Source organism: Synechococcus sp. UW179A, from assembly GCF_900473965.1.
Classification (GTDB): Bacteria; Cyanobacteriota; Cyanobacteriia; order PCC-6307; family Cyanobiaceae; genus Synechococcus_C.
The window spans coordinates 22,833-42,643 of record NZ_UCNJ01000025.1 but is presented as its reverse complement, the minus strand read 5'-3'; the positions used below and the strand labels follow the sequence as shown (position 1 = coordinate 42,643).

Sequence of the window (19,811 nt, the reverse complement as noted above, 5' to 3'; positions counted from 1 at the left end):
CTCCTGGTCTCTATGTCGGATTCGACGCTAGCGGCGACAGTCAGCCTGTTTCCTAGTTTTGAGACCTGATCGCAGCCATCAATTGCAGCGCCCAGCACCAACACCAGGCGATGCCACCCGGGCGATTCACCACGGGGAGAGCTTTGCGGAGGGGACGGGCAGCGTGATGCCGCCGATCTACTCCACATCGACGTTTGCTCACGGCAACGCGGGTGGTTTCGATTACACACGCTCTGGAAATCCAAACTTCCGCATCCTTGAGGGCGTGCTCGCTTCGGTTGAGCACTGCGACCATGCCACGGTGTTTGGGTCGGGAGTCAGCGCGATCACGGCGATTGCCTCCGGTCTGAGCCAAGGGGATCTGGTGCTCTGCGAGGAGAACCTTTACGGCTGCACTGTGCGGCTGTTTGAACAGGTGTTCGCCAAATTCGGAATCCGCACTGAGTGGGTGGATTTCACATCACCCGAGGCTGTCTCCAGCATCGCGGCTCGAAAGCCAACGATGATCTGGCTGGAGAGTCCCACCAACCCGCTGCTCAAGGTGATCGACCTGAGACAGGTCTGCGCTGCAGCCGCGGCCATCGATGTGCCCGTGGTGGTGGACAACACATTCGCCACTGCTCTTGTGCAGCGACCCCTGCAGCTTGGGGCCACGCTTTCACTCACCAGCACAACGAAATACATCAACGGACACTCCGACGCCCTTGGTGGTGCGGTCTGCACTGACGATCCGGCCTGGCAGCAAAAGATGGAGTTTGCCCAGAAAGCCCTGGGCCTGCAGCCTTCTCCGTTCGATTGCTGGCTGATCACCCGCGGCATCAAGACCCTGCCGTTGCGACTCAAACAGCAGATGACCAATGCGGCCGCTTTGGCTGACCACCTCGCCAACCATGCCCAGGTGAACTGGGTGCGCTATCCCCATCGCCAGGATCACCCCCAACACTCGGTGGCAGTGCAGCAGATGAGCAGCGGTGGGGCCATCGTCACGATCGGAGTCGAAGCCAGCCGTGATCAGGCTTACGCCATGTGCAAGGCCTTGCAATGGTTCACCATGGCCGAAAGCCTTGGAGGCGTGGAGAGCCTGATCTGCCACCCAGCCACCATGACCCACGCTTCGGTGTCAATGGAGGTCAAAGAGAAACTGGGCATCAGCGATGGCCTGATCCGTCTTTCGGTGGGCTGTGAAGAAGCCTCGGATCTGATCGCTGATCTCGACCAGGCACTTTGCTTGCTCCAATGAGTTCGCGCGACCTGCTGCGCGATCCCTGCTGGCAAGGCAGAGATCTCGGCCACCCTCTTCCTGATGCCACCCATGCCGTCTCGGTGGCCCTGCCTCGATGGAGTGATGTCATCGCCTACGAGGAACAGGATCCAGCTTGTCGAGGAGCCTTGCGGGCGGTGTATCCGCGATTCGGTCAGCATCCGCTGGTGGCACAAGTAGCGAAGCTTTCGCTGAAGGTCTCCAATGTTGCCCGCTCCAATGGAGCAAGCAGCTGGCCCTATCCCAACCGCGCGGCAGCTGAAGCCGCTCTCACCTATTGCCGCAGGACAAGGCCATCGTCAGAAACACAGCTCATCAACATTCATGGGCTGACCTGCCTGATTGCCAATGCTGCCAGCACTCCTGCCGCGAAGGCCTACTGGCAACACACTGGCCTTGGAGCATCCTCCAGGCTGGCGGCCATTGCCCTTGGTCAAGAGCAGGGCGCCAGCGATTCCGCAGCTGAGAACGCCCGCAGCAATGTGATCCGGCGCCTGGAGCGGATCTATCGCTGCGATAGGGGGTCGATCAGCCTCCACCCCTCCGGCATGTCCGCTCTGCACAGAGCACTTCAACTGATCTCGGCCATTCGGCCCAACAGGCCCGTGTTGCAGATCGGTTTTCCCTATGTGGATGTGCTCAAGCTGCCCCAGGTGGTGTTCAACGGGGCCGAACTGCTGCTGGATGACAGTGCAGCCAGCGTGAGCGCGGCCCTCGAGCGTCTTCAGCCCTCGGCAGTGGTGGTGGAGCTACCAAGCAATCCGCTGCTGCGCTGCATTGATCTGTCAACAATCGCCAGGCTTGCCCACCGGCAGGGCATTCCGGTGATCGCCGACGACACCATCGGGGCCGGGGTCAATATCGACGCCTTGCCCCACGCCGATCTGGTCTTCAGCTCGCTCACCAAAAGCTTTGCCGGCCGTGGCGATGTGCTGGCAGGAAGTCTGTTGCTGAGTCCCCACTCCAAATGGAGAGATCAGCTCGCCGCATCAGCTCGCGCCTTGCAGCAATTGGCGGAGCTTGCCGACGTCGATGTGATTGCCCTCGACCAGGGCAGCGAAGACGTGGTCGAACGGGTGCACCAGCTCAATCGCAACACACTGTTCCTGGCTGAACGCCTACGCGACCACCCCGCCATAGCGAAGGTGTTTCATCCGGGTGAATGCGAGAACTTCAAAGCTCTGCAGCGGCCGGGTGCTGGCCATGGCTGTCTGCTTTCTTTTGAACTGAAAGGAGGAACCCAGTCGGCACAGAAGGTCTATGACGCACTGGCGGTCTGCAAGGGACCAAGTCTCGGCACCGCCTTCACTCTGGTCTGCCCCTACGTGCTTCTTGCTCACTACGAAGAGCTTGTATGGGCGAAACGCTGCAATGTGCCATCCCATCTGCTGCGTGTCTCAGTAGGGCTTGAGGAACGGCAGGATCTCTGGAAGCGGTTCCAGCTGGCTCTGGAGAACGCGTGAGCGGAAAACTGAGTTGATGAATGCTGAGTTACCGCCTGCTGGATTGACAGAGTTTGAACAAGCTCTTAAGAGCCAGGCACCTGACTGAGAGTCTCCCTAAATTGCGAAAATTGGCCATTTTTTCGACTCCCTCATGTCTCGCGTTTACGCCGATAACAGCCAGGCCATCGGTAATACCCCCCTGGTGCGTCTGAACCATGTCACCAAGGACTGCAAAGCCACCGTTCTTGCCAAGATCGAAGGCCGTAATCCCGCCTACAGCGTGAAGTGCCGCATCGGCGCGAACATGATCTGGGATGCCGAGAAGCGTGGTGAACTCACCGAAGGCAAGGTGATCGTCGAGCCCACATCGGGCAATACCGGCGTTGCTCTCGCCTTCACCGCTGCCGCTCGCGGTTACAAGCTCGTGCTCACGATGCCCGAGTCGATGTCGATCGAACGTCGCCGCGTGATGGCCGTTCTTGGCGCTGAAATCGTGCTCACCGAAGCCGCCAAGGGCATGCCTGGTGCCATCGCCAAAGCCAAGGAGATCGCAGCCAGCGACCCTGGCAAGTACTTCATGCCCGGGCAGTTTGAGAATCCCGCCAACCCTGAGATTCACGAAAAGACCACTGGCCCTGAGATCTGGAACGACTGCGAAGGCGCTATCGACGTTCTGGTGGCCGGCGTCGGCACCGGCGGCACCATCACTGGCGTATCTCGCTACATCAAAAATGAGAAAGGCAAGGCCATCGAATCAGTGGCGGTGGAGCCCAGCCACAGCCCTGTGATCACTCAGACCATGAACGGCGAAGAGCTGAAGCCAGGTCCCCACAAGATCCAGGGGATCGGCGCCGGCTTCATTCCCAAGAACCTCGACCTCTCCGTGGTCGACAAGGTGGAACAGGTGACCAACGACGAGTCCGTTGAGATGGCTCTTCGACTGGCCAAGGAAGAGGGCCTGCTGGTGGGCATCTCCTGCGGAGCTGCAGCCGCAGCCGCTATTCGCCTGGCCAAGCAAGACGCCTACGCCGGTAAGACCATCGTGGTTGTTCTCCCCGATCTGGCTGAGCGCTACCTCTCTTCAGTGATGTTCGCCGATGTTCCCACCGGGATCATCGAGCAACCCGTCACAGCCTGAACCTCAGCGTTTGCACACCACTCAGCCCCGGAACACCGGGGCTTTTTTGATGCCGAGCTGCTCAACCATCAGCATGTGACGTCACACCAGGAAGCACAGCATCCGGAGCGATCCACATGGCATCGCCATAGGAATAGAAGCGGTAGCCCTCGTGAATGGCGACTTCATAAAGTTCAAGCAACCTGCTGCGTCCGATCAGAGCGCTGACCAGAAGCAGCAGCGAGCTCTTGGGCAGATGAAAGTTGGTGAGCAGACCCTGCACCACCAGGAAGCGAAAGCCGGGCTGGATCACCAAATCCACAGGTCCCCTTAGAGGTTGCAGGCTGCCACCCCCTGCGGCCGCAGCTCCCTCCAGAGCCCGCACGCTAGTCGTGCCCACGGCAATCACACGTCCTCCACGCTGCCGGCACGCCACGACAGCTTCCACAAGCTCAGGAGTCACCTCCACCCATTCGCTATGCAGACTCAGATCCGTGAGATCTTCTGTCTCCACGGGCCGGAATGTCCCCAACCCCACGTGCAAGGTCACCGTGGCCAATTGAACGCCGCGGCTGCGGATCACCTTCAGGAGCTCGTCACTGAGGTGCAAGCCCGCCGTTGGAGCAGCAACCGCTCCTGGCCTGGCGGCGTAGCGAGTCTGATAACGCTCCTGATCCGACTCGTCATGACGCGTGATGTAGGGCGGCAACGGCACTTCTCCATAGCGCTCAAGGAGGTTTTCAATCGCTGCAGCATCAACGAAAGCCGCAGGGAACTGGATGATGCGACCACCACTTGCGCCATCCGATGCCAACACCTGCAGAGGAATGGGCTCCTGTTCGAGGGCTTCAAGCCAAACCTGATCACCGGGCTTCAATTTCTTACCGGGTCTGGCAAGACACAACCAGCGGCCTTCGCCGCGGGGCTCGAGCACCAAAAGCTCCGCAAGCCCACCGCCGGAACGCCGCACCCTCAAGCGCGCACGCAAAACCCGTGTGTCGTTGACCACCAGCAGGTCGCCAGGACGCAGCTCATCCTGCCAATCCCACACCCGACGATGCATCAGCTCCGTCATGGGTTGGTTCAGGGGGGGTGCTATCAGCAGTCGTGCTGCATGGCGTGGCTCCACCGGTGCCTGCGCGATCCGCTCATCAGGCAAGCGGTAGTCGTAGGAGCTGAGCTGAAGATCCCTTGGATCCACCACAACGCTTGAACGTGATCAATCCATGCTGCCTGAAGGCAACGACCCTCCCTTGCTGGCCAAGCGGGGAATGAAGTAGCGCACGATTGAAAACACCCTGCTTTGGTCGTCGGAGAGCGCCTCGAACAGGTTGCGAGCCCTTTGGTTGAGCAGAGCCACATCCAGTCGATCCCTGGGAATGGCCACAGGCATGACCACCGTGGTGGTGCGCTCGGGATGCCGTCGCTCTTCTTCCTTCACAAAGTCACAGAAGGGATCCAGCAGCGAACTGTATGGGCTGTCGAGCAGCACCAGCTCCAGAGCACCGGTATCCGTGCCCGCATAGCGATCCCACATCTGGCTGAGCTTGCCGGCATCCTCTTCCTTCTGCACCACCATCACCGCCGTCACCGAATCGGCGAACGAACAGGCGTAACGCAACGCCTCAAAGGAGGGTTGCATCATTCCCGCGATCCAAACGATTGCGTGGTGCCCGGTGGGTGAATCGCGGGGAACCAGCCTCAGTGACGAGCCATCAGGGTCGAGAGCAATGGCAGTGAAGATCTCCCGGTATCGGCGGCGGATCAAGGCCAACCCCCACACCAGCAGTGGAATGGCAATCACCACGGTCCAGGCCCCCTCCTCAAATTTGCTCACCACGATCACCATCAACACCAGAAAGGTGGTGAGTGATCCGAGCGCATTCATGGCCATCCGCCCCCGCCAGCCCTCTCCGCGAAGCTTCCACCAGCGACGCACCAGACCCAGCTGCGACAGCGTGAAAGCAGTGAAGACTCCAAGGGCATACAGATTGACGGCCACGGTGGTGTCACCCCGGCAGATCACGATGATCAGCGCCGTGATTGCCACCAGCACCCCGATCCCGTTCTGGTAAACGAGCCGATCACCCAGCAACTTCATCTGCATCGGTAAGCAGTAGTCCTCCGCCAGCATTGCCGCCAGACGCGGGAATCCGGAGAAGGCCGTGTTCGCTGCCAGCACCAGAATCAGCAGCGTTGAGATTTGCAGGATCCAGTACAGAACGCTGCCATCACCAAAGACGCGCTGACCGATCTGAGCCAACACGGTGATGTCGGGATTGGGTGCCACCCCGTACATGAAGCCCATCGTGCTGACCGCGAGGAACATCGCCGACAGCAGAATGCCCATCACCAGAAGGGTTTTACGGGCATTGACTGGAGCAGGCTCCCGAAAAACCTGCACACCATTAGCGATGGCTTCGATGCCAGTCATCGCTGAGCAGCCGGAGCTGAACGCCCGCAGAATCAGAAACAAGCCGATCGGCTCTAACGCAGCCTTGAGAGGAGGAGCATCGGGACTCCAGCCGTGATGGAAGGTGAGATCCTTTAGCCCAGCAACCGTGAGCAGAACAATCATCACCACGAAGGCATAGGTGGGAATGGAGAACACTCGCCCCGCCTCCTTGACCCCGCGAAGGTTGGCCCAGCCCACGAGCACGAGCAGCAGCAAGGCGATCGGAACCTCGTAGGCCAAAAATGATGGATCCAGCGAAGACAACGCCTGGGTACCTGCCATCAGGCTGACCGCTGCAGTGAGGGTGTAGTCGATCAGCAGCGCAGCGGCTGCCACCAATCCCACATTGCGTCCGAGATTGTCGCGGGCCACCACATAGGAACCGCCACCCTTGGGATAGGCCGAGATCGCCTGCCGATACGACAGCACCACGATCGTGATCAAAGCGATGATCGCTACCGTGATGGGGAGCGACAGCCGAAGAGCGGCACTGCCTCCCAGAATCAGAATTCCAAGCGCCGCTTCCGTGGCGTAGGCCACGGAAGACAGAGCATCCGAAGACAGGATCGGCAATGCCTGAACATTGGGCAGTCGCTCATCCTTTGCACTGGAACGCGGCAGGGGACGGCCCAGCAGGCGTGAAAAGGATGGAACAGACACAGAGCGACCTACACCAAATCAAGAGTGGCAAGGTTCCCTGAGCTCGGCAGCTGAGTGTCTTCTGCTGATGATTCAGATCGCCAGGCTTTCAGGGCGGGTTTCGATCAATTCCGCCAGATCCTTGAGGAACGCAGCACCATCGGCGCCATAGATCACACGGTGGTCCGCCGTGAGATTGACCTGCATCTGACGCTTCACAGCGATGGAGCCATCCTTTCCAGCCACAACGGCAGGTCTTGAAGCAGCCACCGCGAGGATGGCACCGGTGCCAGGAGGAAGGATGGCATCGAAGCGGTCCACTCCAAACATGCCGAGATTGGAGAGGGTAAAAGTTCCGGTGCTGTATTCCTCTGGCTGAAGTTGTTTGCTGCGCGAGCGCTTCACCAGATCCCCCCACTGGCGTGAGAGCTCATACAGATCAGTTTGATCGGCCTGACGCAGCACGGGGGTGATCAAACCACCGTCTTCCATGGCTACGGCAACAGCCACATTCACATCGGCGGGATAGCTCATGCCCGCAGCGGTGGTTGCAGCATTCACTTGAGGATGACGAGCGAGGGTGATGGCTACGGCCTTAGCCAGAAGAGCCGTCATCGTGACGCCCTTGGGCTTCACCTGCTTGTAGAAGGCGTCGAGTTGATCCGTGGTGATCGTGTAGCCCACACGGAAGCAAGGGACGGCAAGGCTGGCTTCCATATTGCGGTTCACCGCACCCTGGAAGGTGTTGAACGGCACGGTGTCGCCAGGCCGACCAAAGCTGTTGCCTACAGGGGAGCTGGGAGCCTTGGTGGCGCTCGCGGCTCCGGCACTCACAGCAGCGGCGGTCCCTTCTGCGACCAGGGGCACACTGATGGGACGCCCAGCAGCGCGTTCCACGTCCTCCGCCTGAATTCGACCATTGGGACCACTACCGCGGACCCCGCTGAGGTCGACGCCCATCTGAGAAGCCAGTTTCTTCGCCCTAGGGCTGGCAATCAGTCGACCATTGCTCGTTGGTGCAGTAGCCGGAGCAGCTGGCGCGGCTGGCGGTTGAACCGCAACGGGAGCAGGAGCAGGAGCGGGTGCGGGTGCGGGTACAGCGGCGGCAGCTGGAGCGGGGGCAGTTGGCGCAGGGGCTGCGGGAGAAGGGGCTGCAGGTGACGGAGCCGATCCACCAGCCGACGGAGCCTTGGCCTGAGCCTCGGCGATCTCTGCCTCGGTCTCCACGATCAAGCCAATGGTCTCGCCCACAGGAGCCGTGCTGCCAGCGGGCATCAAAACAGCCGCGAGATAACCCTCATTGAAGGATTCAACATCCATGTCGGCCTTGTCGGACTCGACCACGAGCACCGACTCGCCTCGGCCCACCTTGTCGCCAGGATTTTTGAGCCACTCAACGATCTTCCCCTCCGTCATCGTGGAGCTGAGGGCAGGCATGAAGATGTCGTGGGTGGCCAAAACCGTCTCCAGAGGAGCTGACTAGAAAAATCTTACGGGCCGGCAGGCCGGCCCCCATCAGCGCTCAGCCCTGCTCGATCGACTCGATCACACCGTCGCGCACCACCACCGCAACCTGCATTTTGCTCACCAGGTTGTCGCCCACCTGAATATCGCAGAAGCTCTCAAGCTGACCCTGATCCACGATCTGTTCCATTTCAAGATCGCGAACCTGGGCCTGCTGCTGCAGAAGATTGCGCTTCTGCTCTTCGAGCTCAGCACGCTTGGCTGCAACCTGCTGCTGCACCTGAGCGACCTGCTCCTGCACACGGGGATCAAGGGGGTTGGCGCTCTGACGACGAACATCATCAACAACCTGCTGACCCTCCTGTTCCAGCTGGGCCAATTGCTGGTCGGTGGTTGAGATGCCAGCGCTCAGCTCACGCTCGGCCTCTTCCTTCCAGGCCGGTGTAACAACGGCACGGATGGTGATGGAACGCTTGATCGACAGAGTGGTGCCGTCAGACATTGGGGCGGGGAAGCAGCGCCAAGCGTCTCAGTACCACGGCGGATGGTCAACCCGACCCTGGCCTGATGGCTTTCAGCGGCCATACACGCTCTCGATTAACGAGCGATCCCGGTCCGTGATCCGATCTCGGCGTTGCTTGAGGGTCTGGGTGAGCAAACCATTCTCTATCGAGAAGGGTTCCACGAGAGCCACACCGGCAAGACGCTCATCAGCCCTGGATCCTGCACGGTCAGCCAACAGTCGGTTCAGCTCTCCGCGCAGCAGCTTGAGCAAGCGCTGATCACCCGGATGACCGCCAAGGTCATCACCTGGATCGCAGCCCTGGGAGCTGGCCCAGGCCTTGATCGCATCTGCCCGCGGCACCACTAGGGCTCCGAGCTGACGTTCGTCCTGCCCCACCAACATCACCTGCTCGATCAAGGGGCTGGAGACCAGCGCCTCCTCAAGCGGCCCAGGCTCGATGTTTTCACCGCTGCTGAGCACGATCGTGTCCTTGGCCCGTCCTGTCAGGACCACAGATCCGTCGGGGAGAAGCATGCCCAGATCGCCCGTATCAAACCAGCCATCGGTATCAAGAACTTTTGCAGTGGCCTCAGGTTTGCCGAGGTAGCCACCCATCACCTGAGGACCACGCACCAGCACCACTCCACGTTCCCGGAACCCGAGTGGCTTCCTGGTCTCGGCATCAACAATGCGGAACTCAGTTTCCGGGAGGGGCAGACCGGAGCTGCCGCGGATGTTGCGCCACGGCCGCCGGCAGCTCACCACCGGACTGGTTTCCGTGAGGCCATACCCAACCAAGAGCTCAATGCCCACCGCTTCAAAAAAGGAATCCACATGGGGAGCAATGGCACCTCCTCCGTTGATCGGAAAGCGCAGTTTTCCACCACTCAGCTGCTGCCTCAGCTTGGGCCAGATCAGCTTGGAAGCCAGTGCATGGGCTGGCCATCGACGGCTCGCCTCTGCCGCAGCCTTCAGACGGTCGCGCTTGCGCAACGGTTGAATCATCAAGTCACGGCTGCGGCGTCGGGCGAGGGTGTAGGCCATGCTGTTGGCCAGGGCAGCCCTCAACAGGCGTTGACGGGATGCGGGGAATGTCTTAACGGCATCCTCGAAGCCAGCCTGAACCGCCTCCCACAACCTGGGGACCGTGGCCATGATCACCGGTTTGACCCGAGGCAGATCCTTCTTGAGCTGCTTGATCGTGGTGTAACTCTGCGAACAGGCGCAGGAAAAGAAGTAGTACTCGGCGCTGCGTTCATAGGAATGCCAGATCGGCAGAACGCTCAGCACCGGTGATCCGGGTTCCGGTCGGGTGACACAGGCAAGGCTGCGCATCTGGTGCAGGAGGTTGGCATGCGTGAGAGGCACGCCCTTGGGCCGACCGGTGGTTCCGCTCGTGTAGAGGATCGTGGCCGTGGTGGCTGGCGCAGAGGCGCGGTCCCGTCCAGTCATTGGATCGGGTACTTCCTGACCATCGCCAAGGGCCAAAAAAGCATCGAAATCGATCGCACCCTCAGGAGCTGGACCCTCAAGCACGAGCACAAAACGCAGACGCTCCTGCAGCTCCGCCGGAAGCTGTAGACGCTGCAACAGATCAGCGGTTTGCACCACCAGCGCGACGGCCGCCGAATCCTCGAGGATGTAGCGCAGCTCTTCCACAGGTGCTGCTGCCCCACGCACCGCATCAATGCCACCTGCTCGCATCAGCCCCTGATCGGCCACGAGCCAGCGAGGACTGTTTTCCGCGAAAAGGCCCACGACATCGCCGCTGCCGATCCGCAAACTGCGGAATGCGGCAGCGGCTTGATCAATCCGCTCCGCCAGCTGTTGATAGCTGAGACGCTCCGGATGAGCCGCATGGGGAGCATCAACGGCCATCACATCACCGTGATGGGATTTCAACCAGGGCCAGACCTGATCCACCCGGCCGAGACGTTGAACATGAGCCTGGTGAGCCAGTGCCGCCTGCTCGCGGGAGGTTGGATGCCAGGTGGATTGAGCGGCGGCAGTCACGGGAACGCTATGCAGTCGCCCAGGCCTATCACCTCAAGGCTGCTTCGGCAATCGAAATGCTTCGGCAATCAGGGTGCACCGGTGAGCGCCGCATCAGGGTTGCTCTCGCGCCAGATCAGCTCGAAGCGTGCAGCCAGGGCATCGCGCAGCAAAGGTTGCACGATCTCGATCTCCAGATCAGGAATCCAGTCGCAAAGTCGACCGACAGCTCGCCCTTTGATGCCACAGGGCACCACGGACTGGAAACCCTCCAGCTCGCAGGTCACGTTCAAGGCAAGACCATGCTGTGTGATCCAGCGACGGCAACCGACACCGATTGCCGCCACCTTCTGCTGATCGATCCAGACCCCGGTGAGTCCTTCCATGCGTTCCCCCTGTAGACCGAGCACCTGCAACACATCAATCACCACCTGTTCCAACTGCCGCAAATACCAGTGCAGATCGGTTCGACGACGGCGCAAATCCAACACCGGGTAAACAACCAGTTGACCGGGTGCGTGATGCGTCACTTCCCCACCACGATCGATGCGATGCAGTGGGGCCGGCGGATGCTCTGGGTCGAACAACAGATGGTCTTCACTGGCGCCGCGGCCGAGGGTGTAACAGCGTGGGTGCTGCAGCAGCCAGACCGCTTCTGGATCAGCGTCGGTTGCTGACTCCAGGAGCAAACGCTCCTGCCAGCGGCGCTGCAGATCCCAGGCCTGCTGGAAAGGCACCAGCTGATCAGGCTGAAAAAGAAATGCCGAAGACCCGGTTCCGGAATTCAACGGCGTCACTAGCTTTCCGTTAGGCGCAGGCACCGGAGGGATGCATGAAGCTCTTGATCCATGGTCGCAATCTGGATGTGACTCCCGCATTACGGGATTACACCGAGACGAAGCTTGATCGGGCGATCCATCACTTCAACGATCTTGTTCAAGAAGCGGATGTACATCTATCGGTGGCCCGCAATCCCCGCGTTCCTCAGCAGACGGCCGAGGTCACCGTCTTCGCAAATGGCACAGTGATTCGTGCCCAGGAGCGCAGTGAGAATCTCTACGCCAGCATTGACCTAGTGGCGAGCAAGCTGGCACGGCAGTTGCGACGCTTTAAAGAACGCCACAGCGACCATCACCACAGCCATGGCCACCGGGCCAGCGAGACCCCAACCACTGAAGCAGTGCTGGATGACAGCCCCATAGACGGTTCACTGCTCGAGGGGAAGGAGGCTCAGCTGCCCAGTCCGGGGGTGAGGCGTAAGTACTTCGCCATGCCGCCGATGACGCTGGATGATGCCCGCACTCAGCTTGATCTCATCGACCATGACTTTTATCTGTTCCGCGACAGTGAAAGCGGCGAGCTCCAGGTGATCTATCGGCGCAACCACGGTGGCTATGGAGTGATCCAGGCACGCAACTGAACCTTTCGTGACGACTTGATCCGTCGTTTGCTCAGCGATGACCAAGTCACCGCGCCGGCAGGACCTGCCGGACATCCCCCCTTTGATTCACCAGGCTCTGCTCAATCCACTGCTGCAGGAGGAGGAACTGCTCACGCTCTGCGACGCTGCCCGCCAATTGGGATTCGGCGGTGTCTGCGTCAGTCTCACTCACCTGGAAGTCGTGCGCAGGCGCCTGGGAGGCCAGGGTCCGGTGAAGCTGATCGCCACAGTTGCCTTCCCATTTGGGGCGCTGCCCGCCGAGCTGAAACAGGCCCAAGCCGAATGGGCGGCTGCCCATGGGGCCGAAGCTCTGGAGGTCACACCGGACTGGTCGGCGCTTATGAATGGTCGAGCTAACAGCTTCGCCGAGGAACTGGCGGCGATCGCAGCACTGGATCTGCCCATGACCGTGGTGCTGGATGTGAATCAGCTCAATGAAGCGCAGCTGGCTCTAGCCGCCGAGGCCGCCATGGATGCAGGCGCTGCATCGCTGCAGGCCGGCAACGGATTCGGGGCTGCAGTCTCAGCGGAGCAGATCAGAGAACTGCGGCAGCTCACCCGAGGCCGATGCGCCATCAAGGCCGCCGGCGGGATCCGAGAGCTTGAGCAGGCCCTTGATCTTGTGGAAGCAGGAGCAATCGCGCTGGGCACCAGTCACGGTCCAGCGTTGGTGAAGGCCCTGCGGCAAAAGCGATGAGTGGGGACAAGCGCCTGACGGGACTGGCCCTCAAAGTGGGCCCCCTCGGCGAGCATGACCGACTGCTGACCCTGCTGAGTGATGACGAGGGTGTCGTGCGCCTGGCCGTGCCCGGAGCACGCAAACCACGCAGCAGCCTTGCCGCTGCAGTTCCGCTCACCCTGCTGAATCTGCAGGTGGTGGGTCGTCGCAGTTTGAAGCGGGTGCGGCAGCTTCAGGTCGTGCATAACTACAGCGGTGTTGCAAAACAACTGGAAACGCTGGCAGCAGCCCAGGCTCTGGCGGAACTGGCGATTGCCCTTGTGAGCGACTGCGACCCTGTTCCCGGAATGCTGGAGACGGTGCTAATTCACCTCGAAAGCTTGGAAACCCTGAGCCGCTCCACCCAACCCGACCCAGATCTCTGCCTGGCCATGCTCGTGCAGGCGGGAGTCCATCTGCTGGCGCTGGGCGGCTATGGAATTCCACTGCAAATCTGCTGCCGCACCGGAGCAGAGCTGGCTCCTCCGATTGGCCAGTGGGAATGGCGCTGCAGCCTTCTCCCTGAAGAGGGACTAGCGATCGGCTCCCTACCGGGCGCCACACTGCAGTTCAACCCATCCGAGCTGGCTCTTTTGCAACGGTTGCCCAGGGCAGAACTGCCCAGAAGACGCGATGGCGAACTGATGGGCCCACGTCCGGTGTGGCTAAAGCTCCTGGCTGTCCTGGAATGCTGGTGCCGCACCCATCTGCCCCGCCCGGTGCGCTCGCTGGAGATGGTCGGCAACTGCATGCCATCGCCGTAAGCGATCATGACCCGATCATTGCTGGAACCTTGAGCGGATCCCCACTGAACAGTCCAGAGCCGGTCCTACCCACCGGCAACAATCCCGAGAGAGGCCGCGGTCTCCAGGCTGTGTTGCGCCTGAGCGACTTCCGCAAACTCTGGATCGGCCAGATCTTCTCCCAACTGGCGGACAAGTTCTACATCGTGCTGATGGTCTTTCTGATCGATCAGCACTTGCTGCTCACAACACAGCAGAACGGCGTTCTTGCGGAGGTGGCCTCCGATTACGGCCTCGATATCAGTACCCGCACAAAGGTCATCACCCTTCTGGCCACAGGGATCTTCGTAGCCAACACGCTGCCGGCGATGGTCCTAGGCAGCGTGGCGGGGGTATGGGTTGACCGCTGGCCCAAACGGCGCGTGATGGTGGCCTCAAACGGACTGAGGGCACTCATGGTGATGCTGACCCCTCTGTTCCTGATTCCAGGTCCCCTGATCCTTGGACTGCCCTGGGGCTACTGGGGTCTGATCGGCATGACGTTTGTCGAATCGATCCTTACGCAGTTTTTTGCACCTGCCGAACAGGCGGCCATCACCTTGCTTGTGCCTGGCGAACACCTCCTGGCCGCAAACTCGCTTTACCAAACCACCAGCATGGGAGCCACCATCGTTGGCTTCGCGCTAGGTGAGCCGATCCTGCGAGGACTGAACCATCTGTTCAGCACGGTTGGCATACGCGGTGGAGAGTTCATTCTGTTGCCGTTCTGTTACGGCATGGCGGCCCTGAGCCTGCTGGCGGTCCGCCACCGGGAACGGGAGATCCACAACGATGGTCGATCGGTGTGGCACGAAATCGGAGAAGGGCTGCAGGTGCTGAAGCGTATCCCCACGGTGCGCAACGCCATGGTTCACCTGGTGCTGCTCTACAGCCTATTGGCCGCTCTCTATGTTCTGGCCCTTCAGCTGGCAGGCCTGATTCGCAGTCTTGGTCCCTCTGGTTTCGGCATGTTGCTAGCAATGAGCGGACTGGGCATGGCCCTTGGCGCCGTGATGATGGCCCAACTTGGTCATCACTTCAGTCGGCGCCGACTCACATCAGCAGGCCTTGGCTTAATCACCTTTTCACTCGTATTGCTCAGCCAGTTCAAGGGCTCGCTCAACAGCACTTTGGCGTTCTGCGGGATCCTCGGCATTGGAGCCGCACTCGTTGCCATTCCGGCGCAGACCACCATCCAGGAGGACACTCCGGTATCCCAGAGAGGCAGAGTCTTTGGCCTTCAAAACAACCTGATCAACATCGCCCTCAGTCTGCCGCTAGTGCTGGCAGGCACTCTGGTCAGCAGCATCGGGCTCAGTCCGGTGTTGTGGTTGCTCGCCCTGCTGGCTCTTATTGCCGCCTTGCTCGAACAGCCCTGGCAGCGCTGCTAGCGTCGGCCATGGCTTGTGAACGGTGGCGGTGACGCATATTGCCTGGCTAGGCAAAAAAACTCCGTTCTGCGGCAATGTCACCTATGGGCTCAGTACAACCGAGGCCCTAAGGGCACGGGGTCATCAGACCAGTTTCATTCACTTCGATAATCCGAAGGCACCCGGCAGCAGCACATCGCTTCTAGCCAATGATCCGGATGTCAGCCTTCCCTATCTGGTGAAATCGCAGGTTTACACGATTCCCTCACCGGGTGCCCAGCGTGAGTTGCGGGAATCGCTGGAACGCCTGCAACCCGATCTAGTGCATGCGAGCCTCACGCTGTCGCCGCTGGATTTCCGACTGCCGGAGCTCTGTCAGCAATTGGGGGTGCCGCTGGTAGCCACCTTCCACCCTCCCTTTGATGCCAGCCTTCGCAACCTGACGGCAGGCACACAGCAACTCACCTATCAGCTCTACGCACCGGCACTCTCCAAGTACGACCGAGTGATCGTGTTCTCTGATCTACAAGCTGAATTCCTGGCGCGTCTTGGGGTGCGTGAAGACCGCCTAGCCGTGATCCCCAATGGGGTTGACACCCACCAGTGGACTCCCTCTACCCCACAAAGAGAGCCTGGAATAGCACTGCCACTCGGCAGTCCAATGCATCAGGTGCGTTCCCGACTCGGCCAGGAGCGCGTCTTCCTTTACATGGGGCGCGTCGCTACGGAGAAAAACGTGGAGGCTCTTCTGCAGGCCTGGCGTCTGGTGCCGATGGAAGGCTGTCGTCTGGTGATTGTCGGCGAAGGGCCTCTGCGCAGCACCCTTCAAAACAGCTACGACGAAGACGTGCTCTGGTGGGGCTATGAAGCAGATCTGGCCACGCGCATTGCCTTACTGCAATGCGCCGAGGTGTTCGTGCTTCCCTCCCTTGTTGAGGGGCTGTCACTCGCCCTACTTGAAGCCATGGCCAGTGGCTGTGCCTGTGTGGCCACCGATGCTGGAGCTGATGGAGAAGTGCTCGCCGGCGGGGCAGGGATCGTGATGAGCACCCTGGGCGTAACCAGCCAACTGCGCACCCTGCTTCCGGTGCTGCGCGATCAGCCTGTGCTCACGAGCGAACTCGGTCGACAAGCCCGCGAGAGAGTACTGCAGCGATACACCATCAGCCGCAACATCGACGCCCTCGAACAATTGTATGGCGATCTGATGCGAAGAGCTCCGCTTGCGGCTTAGCGCAAAGCTCGCCCATGTTCAGTGGCAGCAATCACCGCCTCAATCAGGGCTGTCCGAACACCGGCGTTCTCTAATTTGCGAAGAGCCGCCATCGTCGTGCCCCCAGGGGAGGCCACCATGTCCTTGAGCTGAGCTGGATGAAGCTGCTGCTGATCAAGCAATGCGGCGGTTCCGGCCAGTGTCCGATGAGCGAGTCGGTGGGCTTGCTCACGCGGCAAACCAGCGGCCACTGCTCCGTCAGCCATGGCTTCGGCAACCAAAGCCACATAGGCAGGGCCAGAGGAGGTCAACGCCAGAAACGCATCCAGCTTCGACTCCGGCAGCTCAAGTACCTCACTCACAGGATCGAAGGCCTCCATGACCCACTGACGCTGCTGCGCCGTGATTCCCTCTCCCCATGACAGCCCACACAACCCTTCACCCACCAAACAAGGGGTATTGGGAACAGCACGCACGCAGACCCGCCCTGGGAATTGGCTCTGAAGACGCTCCAACGTGACACCCGCCAACACCGAGATCAGCAGCGCTGACTGGCCGGGTTGAGGTGGGCCAACGCATTCAGCCACAGCATCAAGCTGCTGGGGCTTGATGGCCAGCAACTGAACAGGGGCATTCCAGGCGTCAATAGCCCTGGAATCAGAGGCCGTAACAACAACGAAACCCTGGGGCAATTCAGGGGTCAACCTGGCGACGGACGCTTGACTGCCGACAACCCCGATGACATCGGCTGACTGAAGCTTGCCTCTCTCAATGAGAGGAAAAATCAGGGCCTGGGCCATCCGGCCCAGGCCAATCACACCAACGGAAACGGTCACCGAAGCGAAAAATCAGAGAGCGGCAGCGTCCGAAACGGACCAGGCTGGCGCGGGGGCAACGCTGCTCTCAGCCGAAGCCTGCTCCACATCCTTAGTGACAACAGTAGGAGTGGTGCTCTCGTCCTGACTGGCGTTGGTCACGGTGACGCAACTCGGGGCAAACAAGAAAATGCTTTCACCAACACGCTCTTGATGCCCATCAATGGCAAAGGTTCCACCGGCCACGAAGTCAACCGCTCTCTGAGCCTGATCGGGCTCCATCATCGTGAGGTTGAGAATCACTGTTTTGCGCTCGCGCAAGGCCTGAATCGCCCTTGGCATTTCATCAAAGCTGCGCGGTTCCATCAATGAAACCTCTGCAGTGCCGGAACTGATTCCAGGCATACCGATCACATTCGAGCCTGAGAAATTCTGGTCCATCTCAAAGGGATTGGATGCATCCAGAGGAGCCAGAGCGCTGGTGTTTGCAGATGACATGCCCTGCATAGTGTCTTCCTGCTCACCTGTGTCGTAGTCGAGCTCGTCATAATCGCCGTCCAGGTAATCATCACCAGCAACGACCGCACGAAGGCGAGAAATCAACGACACTGGAAATCTGCAGAACCTTGACCCTGAATAGCGCTCAAGGGAGTTGTGAGCAAGCGTGTCCAGATGAATTGATGTCCATCTCGCAACGTTGATCTGATCATTTTCTTTCAGGGGTTAAAGGTGGCCGTGCACCAAATAGGGCTGATCCCACACGGACCCAGGTCGCACCGGCGGCGGCCGCCTGGGGCCAATCGGCACTCATGCCCATCGAACACTGAGATAGCTCAAGCTGATCCGCCAGATTGCGACAATCCCTGAAAAGGCCCTGACGCTCGTTGCTGTCCAGTCCCAATGGGGCCATGGTCATCAGCCCGGAGGCATTCAGGCCAGGCAACTCACGCAGCACCGGCCAAGCCTCTTTCAAAGAGTGAGGGTCCCAGCCACCCTTGGAGGGATCTGGCCTCAGCTTGACTTGGAACAGCACTGAGGGACATCGCCCTTCCTCTAGTGCGATTCGAGATGAACGCAGCGCCAGTGCCATCGAGTCGATGGAATGAATCCAACTGAAGGCCTTCACGACCGCACGCACCTTGTTGGCCTGCAGCCGTCCAATGAAATGCCAGCGCAAATGGGTGAGGTCCGACAGGGCTTCCTGCTTAGGCAAGGCCTCCTGTACACGACTTTCACCAAAATCGATCTGACCGCAAGCGGCAAGCTCTCGAACTGCTGAAGCAGGCTGCATCTTGCTCACAGCAAGCAACTTGACTCCCTGCGGGAGCCGCTGTTGCAATTGCTGCCAGCGACTCTGAATCTCTGTCACCGGAGCGGTCCGTCTTGCATGGTCAGATGAAGGTCTGATCAAACAACTGCTTCCAGCTGCCGTAATCCTCCGATGAATCCCGGCGACGCCGGGCGAGATTCAACTCAGCGTGATGACGCGCATCCAGATAGGGAATCACCTCGAACTGAGCCCCTCGAGGCTGCAGAGTGACGAGAAAGAACATGCGCTGGGCATACAACGTGGCGTACACGTCACGACCTTCCCCGGCAGGGGCCACTCTGTAGAGCATCCCAAAGGTGGGGTGGTTGAGATAACCCTCAGCGCTCACAAGCCTGAAAACAGGGATCAAAGAGCACCGTACCTTCCGCGCAGCACCAGAACAGTGATAAGCCCCACAGCAGCCACCCCGTTAAGAATGTTGCAGGCGGCACTCTTCGTGGCCTGATCTGGACGAAACGCATCAGCAGGCAACCAAGTTCCACCTCGAGCAAGCAGCGCTTCGGCACCCTGTTCAGCACGCAGCAGGATGTTGGCCAAAAGGCGCTCCCCTACTGAAAGCACCAGAGCAAAGGAAGCTTTGAAACCGAGCTGGCGCAGGTTGACAGCACGACTAGCCAGGGAGCGCAACAAGTTCTGGAGCTCCTCCTGAACCAACGGCAGAAAGCGAAGGGCCAGCAGCAACTGAAAGCTCAGTCGATCAATCGGCACGCCAAGCCGAGCAAGGGGAGCCAGCCACCAACTCAGAGACCACATCAACTCCTCACTGGGGGTAGACAGCAACATCAGATTCACGCTGTGGACAACGGTCACGATCAAGGTGGCGCTGTTCAACCCCAGCTCAGCCGAGCGGCGATCGACCACAAGCGGGCCAAGTTTCAGAGATCCCAACTGAAGAGGCCCCAAGCGAATCAACTCCCAGGAGGGCGAGGTCAGCGTGAGGCCTGAAATCTCCCCCGGTGGCCGCAGGTGCAAGCTGGCTCCAGGATCACCAGTCGGCAGCAACATGGCCAGCAATCCCACTGCGCAACCAAGAACGCTGACCAGCAGCAACGAGCGCCACCACAGCCGAACTGGCAGTCCGCTCACCAACGTGATCACCAGGAGGGCTACCACAAGCGCCACTCGCCACAGCGGACCTGCCAGCACCGGCGTCAGCAGAAACACCAGAACCCACAACAGCTTCAGACGGGGATCCAGCTGGCGCAGCCAACCACCGGCACCATCCACGTATTGCCCGATCGGAATCTGCCTCAGCCAATCCATG

Annotated in this window: 19 protein-coding genes; 8 read left to right on the top strand and 11 right to left on the bottom strand. The window is 60.2% G+C overall.

Annotated features, from left to right (window positions below; genetic code table 11):
* Nucleotides 1-82 precede the first annotated feature (82 nt).
* From DXY31_RS11895 to cysK, 3 genes are all read left to right on the top strand, one after another.
* Entirely contained in the window at nucleotides 83-1,240 is a 1,158-nt protein-coding gene (locus tag DXY31_RS11895) for a PLP-dependent aspartate aminotransferase family protein (protein WP_114993978.1), read from the top strand.
* On the top strand, nucleotides 1,237-2,724 hold the full coding sequence (locus tag DXY31_RS11890) for a PLP-dependent transferase (protein WP_114993977.1): 1,488 nt from the start codon (nucleotides 1,237-1,239) through the stop codon (nucleotides 2,722-2,724). The genes DXY31_RS11895 and DXY31_RS11890 overlap by 4 nt, the downstream gene beginning before the upstream one ends.
* A 133-nt stretch (nucleotides 2,725-2,857) precedes the next feature.
* Nucleotides 2,858-3,844 (top strand): cysteine synthase A, encoded by a 987-nt coding sequence (gene cysK, locus DXY31_RS11885; RefSeq protein WP_114993976.1) that lies wholly within the window; start codon nucleotides 2,858-2,860, stop codon nucleotides 3,842-3,844.
* Between the two features lie 61 nt (nucleotides 3,845-3,905).
* Here cysK and queA read toward each other — a convergent pair whose 3' ends face one another.
* The 6 genes from queA to lipB all read right to left on the bottom strand — a co-directional run bounded on the left by queA (nucleotide 3,906) and on the right by lipB (nucleotide 11,699).
* Entirely contained in the window at nucleotides 3,906-5,027 is a 1,122-nt protein-coding gene (gene queA, locus DXY31_RS11880) for a tRNA preQ1(34) S-adenosylmethionine ribosyltransferase-isomerase QueA (protein ID WP_114993975.1), read from the bottom strand.
* Nucleotides 5,028-5,042: 15 nt separating this feature from the next.
* Entirely contained in the window at nucleotides 5,043-6,938 is a 1,896-nt protein-coding gene (locus DXY31_RS11875) for an APC family permease (RefSeq protein ID WP_114993974.1), read from the bottom strand.
* Between the two features lie 72 nt (nucleotides 6,939-7,010).
* Nucleotides 7,011-8,375: a dihydrolipoamide acetyltransferase family protein gene (locus DXY31_RS11870; RefSeq protein ID WP_114993973.1), complete on the bottom strand. Its 1,365-nt coding sequence runs from the start codon at nucleotides 8,373-8,375 to the stop codon at nucleotides 7,011-7,013.
* A gap of 64 nt (nucleotides 8,376-8,439) precedes the next feature.
* The gene (locus tag DXY31_RS11865) at nucleotides 8,440-8,883 is read right to left on the bottom strand and encodes a YlqD family protein (RefSeq protein WP_114993972.1); all 444 of its coding nucleotides are present in this window, start codon (nucleotides 8,881-8,883) and stop codon (nucleotides 8,440-8,442) included.
* 72 nt (nucleotides 8,884-8,955) lie between these two features.
* Nucleotides 8,956-10,899, bottom strand: a complete 1,944-nt coding sequence (locus DXY31_RS11860; RefSeq protein WP_114993971.1) for an AMP-binding protein — start codon at nucleotides 10,897-10,899, stop codon at nucleotides 8,956-8,958.
* A gap of 68 nt (nucleotides 10,900-10,967) precedes the next feature.
* Nucleotides 10,968-11,699 carry a lipoyl(octanoyl) transferase LipB gene (lipB, locus tag DXY31_RS11855; protein ID WP_244279742.1) on the bottom strand — a complete coding sequence of 244 codons (732 nt, stop codon included), beginning with the start codon at nucleotides 11,697-11,699 and terminating at the stop codon, nucleotides 10,968-10,970.
* A gap of 11 nt (nucleotides 11,700-11,710) precedes the next feature.
* Here lipB and hpf point away from each other — a divergent pair, with 11 nt between their 5' ends.
* Genes hpf through DXY31_RS11830 form a run of 5 tightly spaced genes read left to right on the top strand, consistent with a single transcriptional unit; the run spans nucleotide 11,711 to nucleotide 16,423 of the window.
* Nucleotides 11,711-12,298, top strand: coding sequence for a ribosome hibernation-promoting factor, HPF/YfiA family (gene hpf, locus DXY31_RS11850; protein ID WP_114993969.1), 588 nt, complete (start codon nucleotides 11,711-11,713; stop codon nucleotides 12,296-12,298).
* A gap of 37 nt (nucleotides 12,299-12,335) precedes the next feature.
* Complete coding sequence (locus tag DXY31_RS11845; protein ID WP_114993968.1) at nucleotides 12,336-13,016, top strand: 2-deoxyribose-5-phosphate aldolase; 681 nt, start codon at nucleotides 12,336-12,338, stop codon at nucleotides 13,014-13,016.
* Nucleotides 13,013-13,801, top strand: a complete 789-nt coding sequence (gene recO / locus DXY31_RS11840) for a DNA repair protein RecO (protein WP_114993967.1) — start codon at nucleotides 13,013-13,015, stop codon at nucleotides 13,799-13,801. Before DXY31_RS11845 ends, recO begins: the two co-directional genes overlap by 4 nt.
* Before the next feature lie 29 nt (nucleotides 13,802-13,830).
* Nucleotides 13,831-15,210, top strand: a complete 1,380-nt coding sequence (locus tag DXY31_RS11835; protein WP_114993966.1) for an MFS transporter — start codon at nucleotides 13,831-13,833, stop codon at nucleotides 15,208-15,210.
* A 28-nt stretch (nucleotides 15,211-15,238) separates the two neighbouring features.
* The gene (locus DXY31_RS11830) at nucleotides 15,239-16,423 is read left to right on the top strand and encodes a glycosyltransferase family 4 protein (protein WP_114994200.1); all 1,185 of its coding nucleotides are present in this window, start codon (nucleotides 15,239-15,241) and stop codon (nucleotides 16,421-16,423) included.
* Here the strand turns inward: DXY31_RS11830 and proC are convergent.
* From proC to DXY31_RS11805, 5 genes are all read right to left on the bottom strand, one after another.
* Nucleotides 16,420-17,238 carry a pyrroline-5-carboxylate reductase gene (gene proC / locus DXY31_RS11825; RefSeq protein WP_256359631.1) on the bottom strand — a complete coding sequence of 273 codons (819 nt, stop codon included), beginning with the start codon at nucleotides 17,236-17,238 and terminating at the stop codon, nucleotides 16,420-16,422. The genes DXY31_RS11830 and proC overlap by 4 nt on opposite strands.
* 12 nt (nucleotides 17,239-17,250) lie before the next feature.
* The gene (locus tag DXY31_RS11820) at nucleotides 17,251-17,826 is read right to left on the bottom strand and encodes a cell division protein SepF (protein WP_114993965.1); all 576 of its coding nucleotides are present in this window, start codon (nucleotides 17,824-17,826) and stop codon (nucleotides 17,251-17,253) included.
* Between the two features lie 97 nt (nucleotides 17,827-17,923).
* Nucleotides 17,924-18,586 (bottom strand): YggS family pyridoxal phosphate-dependent enzyme, encoded by a 663-nt coding sequence (locus DXY31_RS11815; RefSeq protein ID WP_114993964.1) that lies wholly within the window; start codon nucleotides 18,584-18,586, stop codon nucleotides 17,924-17,926.
* Between the two features lie 22 nt (nucleotides 18,587-18,608).
* The gene (locus DXY31_RS11810) at nucleotides 18,609-18,875 is read right to left on the bottom strand and encodes a PipX family protein (protein ID WP_066911974.1); all 267 of its coding nucleotides are present in this window, start codon (nucleotides 18,873-18,875) and stop codon (nucleotides 18,609-18,611) included.
* 17 nt (nucleotides 18,876-18,892) lie between these two features.
* Entirely contained in the window at nucleotides 18,893-19,810 is a 918-nt protein-coding gene (locus DXY31_RS11805; RefSeq protein ID WP_114993963.1) for an energy-coupling factor transporter transmembrane protein EcfT, read from the bottom strand.
* Nucleotide 19,811: the final 1 nt, after the last annotated feature.

Bases quoted from the DNA above. Each gene is read 5' to 3' on its own strand.
- DXY31_RS11890 (WP_114993977.1), top strand. From the start codon at position 1,237: ATGAGTTCGCGCGACCTGCTGCGCGATCCCTGCTGGCAAGGCAGAGAT.
- cysK (WP_114993976.1), top strand. From the start codon at position 2,858: ATGTCTCGCGTTTACGCCGATAACAGCCAGGCCATCGGTAATACCCCC.
- DXY31_RS11865 (WP_114993972.1), bottom strand. From the start codon at position 8,883: ATGTCTGACGGCACCACTCTGTCGATCAAGCGTTCCATCACCATCCGT.
- hpf (WP_114993969.1), top strand. From the start codon at position 11,711: ATGAAGCTCTTGATCCATGGTCGCAATCTGGATGTGACTCCCGCATTA.
- DXY31_RS11845 (WP_114993968.1), top strand. From the start codon at position 12,336: ATGACCAAGTCACCGCGCCGGCAGGACCTGCCGGACATCCCCCCTTTG.
- recO (WP_114993967.1), top strand. From the start codon at position 13,013: ATGAGTGGGGACAAGCGCCTGACGGGACTGGCCCTCAAAGTGGGCCCC.
- DXY31_RS11805 (WP_114993963.1), bottom strand. From the start codon at position 19,810: ATGGATTGGCTGAGGCAGATTCCGATCGGGCAATACGTGGATGGTGCC.